We start from the raw sequence: 9336 nt of genomic DNA, 5'->3' as shown, positions 1-9336 counted from the left end.
CGATCGGCGACTTTGCGCGAAATATCGTCGGGTCGACGATATTTCGCGCATTCGTATTGCTATTTCGTACATTCCGATCCCACCCGTAACCCGCCCGCTCTGCTCACTCTACTAAACCCTACTCTGTAATAATCTCAAGCTTCTCCTCAATCGCAGTCCTTCCTTTATTCCGTGAAATCTGCTTTGGGTAGCCAATTTGCATTACAGCGGCAATCTTAACCTTCTCACCATCCAGCCCAATTTCCTGCACAAAACCGGGGTCATGCATATATGGGGTAATTGTCCACAGCATCCCTACACCGTAAGACCATGCGGCTAACTGGATATTCTGAATAAAGGCACAGACGGAGGAATATTCCTCTTCGTATCTGATCGGGTCTGGATCTTTTTCAAAGTAAATTAGTGCATGATGTGGGATCTCGAGTAAAAACTGTTTCATGGAATCGATCATCTTTAACGTCTTTGAATCATTATCCGTTTTCAGCATGCCAATCCGCTGATAACTCGATATAATCGTATCTACAAAAGCCTTTTTTCCATTTCTCTGATAGAGTTTAATATTCCATGATTCCTTCATATAATGGGTTGGCGCCCATGTTCCATATGTAAAAATCTCTTTTAGAATTGACAAATCAACTTCCTCCGGTTGAAAACTAAACGTGCTTCTTCTTTCCTTGATTGCCTGTAAAACATCGATGGTGATCACCTCGTTCATCTATCTATTTCTCCCTGAAAATAGATTAGCACATTGTGTCACCATAAAAAAATTATTTAAAATGCTTCTCCCGTCATCACCGACATAAATTCTTTGTAAAATTTCGGATAGTCCAGTGTAAAAGCAATCCGGTGTTCTCTCCCCTTGTCTTTTTTAAGATTTACATATGGTCTGATATCAGCAATACTTTGGCCTTTGGCAACCCCTTCATCTTTTTGCACAATATGAACAGGAAGATTCCGGAACCCAAACATGTCTTCATGGATGGTCGCCATCAACGCTAGCGCATCATGAATGGGACTACCCTGAGCCTTGGGATTACGCTTTTTATAGAAATTATAATAGTAATCAAGCATCGGTTTAATGATTTTTGCCTTTCCCACGTAATCAATATAATCGGCCATTTTCGGTGTAACAATTGCTTGTTCCGTAACATTTAACGGAATGATCGTCACGTTATGCGCATGGCTTAATACCAGATTAGCTGCAACTGGATCCGCATAAAAATTGGCTTCCGAGACAGCCGTTATATTACCAGGAACCCAAAATGCTCCACCCATTATATAGTAGGATTTTACCTTATTCATTAATTCCCGGTACAAAATAAACATCGTGGCAAGCGAGGTAAGCCTACCAATGTTTACAATAATTAACTCATCCTGGTAACTTTTAATAATATTTATTATTTCAAAAAAATTTTCAATCACTCCATCAGGAATTTTCGGGGGGATAATCGGACCGAGCCCATACTCTCCATGAATTTCCGGAAAAAATTCAGGAGTCTCCCCGGTCAAAGGAATCTCCGCCCCTCCTATAATGGCAACTTCCTTTTCTGAAATCCCAAATAAATTGGACAGATACCGTACATTCCTTATTGCTCGATTTCTTGGTATATTACCATAATCGGCCACAACACCAACAATATCCACTTCATCCTTAAAATATCCATATATAAGTGCAATCGTGTCGTCAATTCCAACATCCCCAAAAAGCAACACCTTGACCGACATGTAAATCCTCCCTGTTTTTGAAAATATGTACACTTTTACTCTTACACTATTACACCTGTATGTTGTCCTAGACCATCAATTTTTACTCATAGAAAATGCCACTTATCCTTTTTCTGGATAAGTGGCATTGATCCACCTACAACTAGATTATTTCTTCAAATTATAAAACGCAGTTAAACCGGCATATTCACCCATGCCCGCAAGTTCATCTTCAATGCGAAGTAATTGATTATATTTCGCAACCCGATCTGTACGGGATGGTGCACCTGTCTTGATTTGACCAGCATTCGTTGCAACCGCAATATCGGCTATCGTTGCATCTTCCGTTTCGCCAGAACGGTGGGAAATAATTGCTGTATAGCCAGCTCGTTTCGCCATTTCAATCGCTTCAAACGTTTCAGTCAATGTACCGATCTGATTTACTTTAACAAGGATAGAGTTTCCGACCCCTTGCTCAATTCCTTGAGCAAGTCGTACTGTGTTGGTAACGAATAGATCATCACCAACTAATTGGATCCGGCCGCCCAAACGATCGGTTAATTTCTTGTGACCTTCCCAGTCGTTTTCGTCTAATCCGTCTTCAATGGAAATGATCGGGTATTTTTCAACTAACGATTCATACCAGTCAACCATTTCTTCCGAAGTACGAACTACGCCCTCCCCTTTCAAATTGTACTTGCCCTCCTCATACATTTCGGATGCGGCAACATCCATGGCCAGCTTCACTTGTTCGCCAGGTTTATAGCCAGCCGCTTCAATCGCTTCGACTATCGTTTGTAACGCTTCTTCATTGGAGCCAAGGTTTGGAGCAAATCCACCTTCATCACCAACAGCCGTATTATAACCTTTTGATTTTAAAACATTTTTCAGTGAATGGAAAATTTCCGCCCCCATCCGTACTGCTTCCTGGAATGTAGGTGCGCCAACAGGCATGACCATAAATTCCTGAATATCAACATTATTATCAGCGTGTTCTCCACCATTTAAAATGTTCATCATAGGTGTTGGCAATGTATTGGCGTTAAATCCGCCTAAATAGTTATATAATGGAACCTCTAAATAACTTGCTGCTGCATGGGCGACTGCCATCGATACACCTAAAATAGCATTGGCGCCCAATTTACCTTTGTTTTCCGTACCGTCAAGCTCAATCATTAACCGATCAATGATGTTTTGTCGCGTAACATCCAAGCCAATCAATTCAGGTGCAATTACTTCATTTACGTTCTGAACCGCTTTTAAGACACCTTTTCCAAGATAACGATCTTTATCGCCATCCCGCAATTCTACTGCTTCATGTTCACCAGTTGATGCACCACTTGGAACCAATGCCGAACCAAATGCACCTGATTCTGTGAAAACTTCTACTTCTACTGTCGGGTTACCACGAGAATCTAATACCTCGCGTGCATATACGTCTGTAATGTATGGCATAACCATCTCTCCTTTATTTTTTTATTAACGATTCGCCTGTCATCTCTTTCGGTTTTTCAATATCCAATAAATCAAGCATTGTTGGAGCTACGTCAGCTAAAATACCGCCATCACGCAGTTCCACATCTTTCTTAGTAACGATAACCGGAACTGGACTGGTTGTATGGGATGTCATCGGTTCTCCATCAGGGGTGACAACCTCATCCGAATTCCCATGATCAGCAAAAATAATCACATAGCCGCCAAGCTCAGTAATTTTATCAACAACTTTACCTAGGCATTCATCGACGGCTTCAATTGCCTTAATGGTCGGTTCCAATTTCCCGGAATGCCCAACCATATCTGGATTGGCAAAGTTCAGGATGATTGCATTTTCCTCAGCCTCGTCAAGCTCATGAAGCAATGCATCGGTTACTTTATAGGCACTCATTTCCGGTTTCAGGTCGTACGTTGCGACTTTCGGTGAATCAATCAAAATACGTTTTTCACCTGGAAATTCCTGTTCGCGCCCACCACTCATAAAAAATGTGACATGCGGATATTTTTCCGTTTCCGCTATCCGCAATTGTTTCAAATCGTGCTGTGCCAATACTTCACCAATTGTATTATCCAGATTTACGGGTTCATAGGCAACATAACCATCGATCGATTCACTGAAATTCGTCAGCATTACAAAGTCAAGATTTTTCGGGACTTTATCTCCCCGGTCAAAATCGTGAAAATCTTCATTCGCGAATGTCCGGGAAATTTGGATAGCACGATCCGGACGGAAGTTGTAAAAAATGATCGAATCTTCATCCTCAATGGTAGCATTAGGGTTACCATTCTTATCAGTAATAACAGACGGAATTACAAATTCATCATAAATCCCGTTTTCATAGGAGTCGTCAACCAGCTCATAAGGGTCCTGGTATTTCGGACCTTCCCCATAAACCATTGCATCATAGGCCTTCTTTACCCGATCCCAACGCTTATCACGATCCATTGAGTAATATCGCCCGGAAATTGTTGCAAATTTGCCTACTCCATATTCGGTCATTTTCTCTTCAGTTTGTTTAATGAATTCTTTGGCTGTTTTTGGACCGACATCACGTCCATCGAGAAATGCGTGAACATAAACCTTTTCCAGCCCCTGATCACTCGCTAGCTTCAATAATGCAAACAAGTGGGAAATATGGCTATGGACACCACCGTCGGATAGCAGCCCAAAGATGTGTAATGCTTTATCATGCTGTTTCGCGTGTTGCATCGATTTGACAAAGGCACTTTTCTCGAAAAAATCCCCTTCCTCAATCGATAAATTGACTCTTGTTAAACTTTGATAAACAATTCGACCCGCACCAATATTCAAGTGGCCAACCTCCGAATTGCCCATCTGTCCCTCGGGGAGTCCTACCGCTTTACCACTTGCCTTTAACTGGTTATGCGGATACGTTTTCCAATAGCGGTCGAAATTTGGTTTATTTGCTTGCTTAACGGCATTTCCCTGTACTTCTTCGCGAATACCAAATCCGTCCAGAATAATAATTGCCGCTAATTTATTACTACTCATTTTGTACCCGCCTCCACAAGCTTAAGAAATGATGCTGTTTCAAGACTTGCACCACCAACCAGTGCCCCATCAATATCCGATTTGGCAAGTAATTCATCGACATTTGCCGGCTTCACACTGCCACCATATTGAATGATCACTTTTTCCGCCGTTTCATTTGATGTTACATCCTTGATGACATTACGAATGTGTGTGCATACTTCATTTGCCTGATCACTTGTAGCAGTTTTTCCGGTTCCAATCGCCCAAATTGGTTCATAGGCAATAATTGTATCGGCTACTTGCTCGTCTGATAAACCTTCCAATGCTTTGCGCACCTGACTTTCCACATGGTTCATGGTTTCATTTGCTTCCCGTTGTTCAAGTGTTTCACCGACACATACAATCGGCGTAAGGTCATGGCTGAATGCGGCATGTGTTTTTTTATTAACTGTTTCACTTGTTTCAGCAAAATATTCACGACGTTCTGAGTGACCAATGACAACATGGGTAACCCCTAAATCGTTTAGCATTACCGGGCTTACTTCACCAGTGAACGCGCCATTATCTTCATAATGCATGTTTTGTGCACCAATTTTCACACTAGAACCTTTTGCCTTCTCAACGAGCGAGGCTAAAAAAGGAAATGGCGCACAGACAATTACCTCGACCTGCTCATTGCTTGGCGCTTTTGCAGCAACCTCTTCGACAAATTGATTCGCTTCTGACAATGTTTTGTTCATTTTCCAATTACCTGCGATTACGTTCTTGCGCATTGTATCACCTCATCAACATTATTTATCCCGCATTAACGGGTAGCAAGACCCCCACTTTAAGAATTCAAGGGCAGCTAAGAATTATTAGTGGGGGGATGAACTGCCCGTAAATGTACGATAGGAACAAAGACTAAGAACGTCACATCCTTATGTCTTCGTCTTTATGATCTGTATCGTGTGTGCCGTAACTAACATTAAGTGTGGTGTAAAAAGACCCATCCTACAAGGGACAACTCCCCCACTTAATGAAGTTTCACTCTATCATCAAGTGCTTGTACGCCTGGAAGTTCTTTCCCTTCCATAAACTCAAGCGACGCTCCGCCACCAGTTGAAACATGATCCATCTCATCGGCAAAACCAAATTTTTCAACGGCAGCGGCGGAATCACCACCACCAATTACTGTATACCCTTCCGTATTCGCCAATGCTTTGGCAACGGCCATCGTTCCACCAGCAAAAGCATTTATTTCAAATACACCCATTGGCCCATTCCAAATGATTAGCTTCGAACCAGTAACAATTTCACTATAAAGGTCACGTGTTTCAGGACCGATGTCTAGTGCTTCCCAATCAGCGGGAATTTCATCGATCGCAACAATTTTTGTATTGGCATTCTCGGAAAAATCATCCGCAACAACAGCATCGACCGGCAGTACAAACCGGACACCTTTTTCCTCGGCTTTTTTCATAAACTGCTTTGCTAAATCCAGCTTATCTTCTTCCAGCAAGGATTTTCCGATTTCATGTCCCTGTGCTTTAATAAACGTGTAGGCAAGCCCGCCGCCAATAATTAAATTATCCACTTTGTCCAGTAAATTGTCGATCACATTGATTTTGTCTTTTACTTTTGCACCACCAATGATTGCCGTAAATGGCCGCTCAGGATTTTCCAACGCCTTGCCTAATACACGGATTTCCTTTTCCATTAAAAAACCGGCAGCAGCAGGCAATTTTTCAGCAACACCTGTCGTTGAAGCATGTACGCGGTGCGCTGCACCAAACGCATCATTCACATAAAGGTCGGCCATAGCAGCAAATGCATCCACTAGTGCTGGATCATTTTTTTCCTCACCAGGCTCGAACCGCACATTTTCAATTAGTAGAACATCCCCCTCTTGAAGCTCGGAAATGGCTTTATCGACCTCTTCCCCGTAAACAGCGTCGGTTTTTATAACCTCTTTGCCAGTTAAGTCGCTTAGCCGTTTTGCTACAGGATCCAGTCGCAATTCCTCAACCACTTGTCCCTTAGGCCGACCAAGGTGGCTTGCTAATATAACGATTGCACCCTGTTCTGTCAGATAGTTGATGGTTGGCATTGCAGCCCTAATTCGCGTATCATCGGTAACCTTGCCTTCATTCATCGGCACATTAAAATCCACACGGCAAAAGACCTTTTTCCCTTTTACCTCAAGGTCTTTCAGTGTTTTCTTATTCACAGCAATAGCCTCCCTTGAAATAATATGTATCAGGTTTGTTTTTCCCTTATATGCCATCTTTAATCGTAATGAAAAATGGAGGAGGAAAATACATCCTCCCCCATTATAGCCTATTTACCGCTTATAGTCCTTTTTTGCTTAAAAATGCTGCCATGTCTACGCAACGTGTTGAATAGCCCATTTCATTGTCATACCAGGAAACAACTTTAACCATGTTGTCTTCCATGATCATGGTCGATAAACTATCAAAGATTGACGAATGCGGGTTGCCAACAATATCAGAAGAAACAAGTGGATCTTCTGTATATTCCAAGATTCCTTGCAAGTCGCCATTAGCAGCTTCTGCAAATGCTTTGTTTACTTCCTCTGCTGTGACATTCTTATCTAATTCAGCTACCAAGTCAATGATAGAACCGTCTGGAGTTGGAACACGAATCGCCATTCCGTTTAGTTTACCATTCAGTTCCGGTAATACTTTTCCAACTACTTTAGCTGCACCAGTTGTGGTTGGAATAATATTTTGTGCGGCAGCACGAGCACGACGATAGTCTTTATGCGGCAAGTCAAGAATTTGCTGATCATTTGTATAGGAGTGAACAGTTGTCATTAAACCGCGTTTTAGACCAAATTTTTCATGAAGTACTTTCGCAAGTGGTGCGATACCGTTTGTTGTACATGATGCATTTGATAATACATGGTGTTTAGCAGGATCATAATCTTGTTCGTTGACACCCATTACCATTGTTAAATCTTCTTCTTTAGCAGGTGCTGAAATAATAACTTTCTTCGCGCCAGCATCCAGATGTTTTTGGGCATCATTGCGTTGCGTAAAACGGCCGGTGGATTCAATGACGATTTCTACACCAAGGTCACCCCAGCCTAAATCAGCGGGATCACGTTCGGAAAGTACCTTAATTTCTTTTCCGCCAACAACGATATTCGATCCATTCACAGAAACTTCCTCGTCTAGTTTTCCATGAACAGAATCATACTTCAATAAGTGTGCCAGCATGTTAGCATCGGTTAAATCATTTACTGCCACTACTTCTACTTCATCATTTTTTAATGCTTGACGAAATACATTACGTCCAATACGTCCAAAACCGTTAATTCCTACTTTTACTGCCATGTTATATTCCTCCTATGATAATAATTTTAAAATATATATTTAAAGGGATCTTCCCCTTAATATCTGTTCTGCTGCAGCTTCATCGGTAATAAACAAATCACTTTTACCCTGTTGAAAATAAGAAGTAATAGCCAGCGCCTTGGATCTTCCTCCGGCAACGGCAATAACCGATTTAGCCTCGTGTAAATCTTCCAGCTGAATGCCGATAGTACGAACCTTATGAACGACATCACCCGCTTTATTGAAGTAATAACCGAACGCCTCACTTACCGCGTCTTTAGCTACTAATTGCCTAATGATTTCATTTGCTGTTTTTCGACGCTTTGCCATTGTAAGTGCATCGCCAATTCCATGCAGGACAACATCCGAGCCACGAATCAATTGCAAAATTTCATTAATTGCTGGCTCATTTAGCATTGTCTGATAGGATGTCTCACTTAAAGGATCGGGTACATACAACAGACGATAATCACCGTTTGCTTTTCGTGCCATTTCCGCCGCGATAGTATTCGCCTGATTTTCAACCTTCTCGCCAATACCACCTCTAGCTGGCACGAACAGACATTGATTTGAGGCAGTGAATGGAACCATTGCGTGTGCTACAGCTGCCATTGTCGTCCCGCCCGTAACGGCAACCGTTTGATTTTTCATGATGGTTGATTTAAGAAATGACACACACGCCTTACCCATTTCTAATTTTACCCAGTTCTCATTATCACTATTACCGGGAACAACGATAGCTTTTCCTACATGTAATGTATCCTTTAATTGCTCCTCCAAAACGGTTAGCCCCATCATTTCCTTCATAAAAGCAGCCATCTGCTCTACTACTACTTTTCCCTCTTCTGTGATAAGCATTCCTTTTGTTGTCACATCAATTAAACCCTGATCATGCAATAAATCCACTTCCGCTCGGACAACACGTTCGGTAAGTGATAAATGTTCAGCAAGCCCTCTCCTGCCAATTGGCTGAAACATATTAACGCTATTTAAAATGGTATAACGCTGCTGCATGGTATGAAGTAAATCCGGGTATAATTTTTTTTGTAAATCTATTAAAGCTCTCATTCATAAGCTCCTTCATTGGATCAATAATGTCCCAGATGGTCGTATTATGTCCCACATGGAGCAAAAAAATACACAGAAGAAATTTGGTACATTTTTATTCTATCATAAAGCAGGATAAATTCAACTTTTAGACATTATGGGTATGTGTCAAGTTTTTCTCGACGTTGCTTTCATACCAATATTTCAGGCGCTCCCATTTTGTACACCTTGTTCGGCTACCGCGCTGTCGCTTGCTGG

General features: G+C 41.8%; 8 protein-coding genes. All 8 read right to left on the bottom strand.

Annotated features, from left to right (window positions below; translation table 11 throughout):
* Window positions 1–118: 118 nt before the first annotated feature.
* The 8 genes from IEX12_RS05880 to IEX12_RS05845 all read right to left on the bottom strand — a co-directional run bounded on the left by IEX12_RS05880 (window position 119) and on the right by IEX12_RS05845 (window position 9099).
* Complete coding sequence (locus IEX12_RS05880; protein ID WP_088053016.1) at window positions 119–715, bottom strand: nitroreductase family protein; 597 nt, start codon at window positions 713–715, stop codon at window positions 119–121.
* Between the two features lie 56 nt (window positions 716–771).
* Entirely contained in the window at window positions 772–1725 is a 954-nt protein-coding gene (locus tag IEX12_RS05875) for a nucleoside hydrolase (protein ID WP_102414956.1), read from the bottom strand.
* Window positions 1726–1872: 147 nt separating this feature from the next.
* Window positions 1873–3159 carry a phosphopyruvate hydratase gene (gene eno, locus IEX12_RS05870; protein ID WP_188724785.1) on the bottom strand — a complete coding sequence of 429 codons (1287 nt, stop codon included), beginning with the start codon at window positions 3157–3159 and terminating at the stop codon, window positions 1873–1875.
* 13 nt (window positions 3160–3172) lie between these two features.
* A complete protein-coding gene (gene gpmI / locus IEX12_RS05865) occupies window positions 3173–4711 on the bottom strand; it encodes a 2,3-bisphosphoglycerate-independent phosphoglycerate mutase (RefSeq protein ID WP_188724784.1) in 1539 nt (512 codons plus the stop codon).
* Complete coding sequence (gene tpiA, locus IEX12_RS05860) at window positions 4708–5466, bottom strand: triose-phosphate isomerase (RefSeq protein WP_188724783.1); 759 nt, start codon at window positions 5464–5466, stop codon at window positions 4708–4710. Before tpiA ends, gpmI begins: the two co-directional genes overlap by 4 nt.
* Window positions 5467–5708: 242 nt before the next feature.
* Window positions 5709–6902: a phosphoglycerate kinase gene (locus tag IEX12_RS05855; RefSeq protein ID WP_188724782.1), complete on the bottom strand. Its 1194-nt coding sequence runs from the start codon at window positions 6900–6902 to the stop codon at window positions 5709–5711.
* A 121-nt stretch (window positions 6903–7023) separates the two neighbouring features.
* On the bottom strand, window positions 7024–8031 hold the full coding sequence (gene gap, locus IEX12_RS05850; RefSeq protein WP_088053011.1) for a type I glyceraldehyde-3-phosphate dehydrogenase: 1008 nt from the start codon (window positions 8029–8031) through the stop codon (window positions 7024–7026).
* 39 nt (window positions 8032–8070) lie between these two features.
* On the bottom strand, window positions 8071–9099 hold the full coding sequence (locus IEX12_RS05845; protein WP_088053010.1) for a sugar-binding transcriptional regulator: 1029 nt from the start codon (window positions 9097–9099) through the stop codon (window positions 8071–8073).
* Window positions 9100–9336 lie beyond the last annotated feature (237 nt).

This window comes from Lentibacillus populi (assembly GCA_014642895.1).
GTDB classification, from domain to species: Bacteria; Bacillota; Bacilli; order Bacillales; family Amphibacillaceae; genus Lentibacillus_C; species Lentibacillus_C populi.
Note: the sequence above shows the minus strand (reverse complement) of the source record. Positions and strands in the feature narration are given on the sequence as shown.

Bases quoted from the DNA above. Each gene is read 5' to 3' on its own strand.
- IEX12_RS05845 (WP_088053010.1), bottom strand. From the start codon at position 9,099: ATGAGAGCTTTAATAGATTTACAAAAAAAATTATACCCGGATTTACTT.
- eno (WP_188724785.1), bottom strand. From the start codon at position 3,159: ATGCCATACATTACAGACGTATATGCACGCGAGGTATTAGATTCTCGT.
- IEX12_RS05880 (WP_088053016.1), bottom strand. From the start codon at position 715: ATGAACGAGGTGATCACCATCGATGTTTTACAGGCAATCAAGGAAAGA.
- gpmI (WP_188724784.1), bottom strand. From the start codon at position 4,711: ATGAGTAGTAATAAATTAGCGGCAATTATTATTCTGGACGGATTTGGT.
- IEX12_RS05875 (WP_102414956.1), bottom strand. From the start codon at position 1,725: ATGTCGGTCAAGGTGTTGCTTTTTGGGGATGTTGGAATTGACGACACG.
- tpiA (WP_188724783.1), bottom strand. From the start codon at position 5,466: ATGCGCAAGAACGTAATCGCAGGTAATTGGAAAATGAACAAAACATTG.
- gap (WP_088053011.1), bottom strand. From the start codon at position 8,031: ATGGCAGTAAAAGTAGGAATTAACGGTTTTGGACGTATTGGACGTAAT.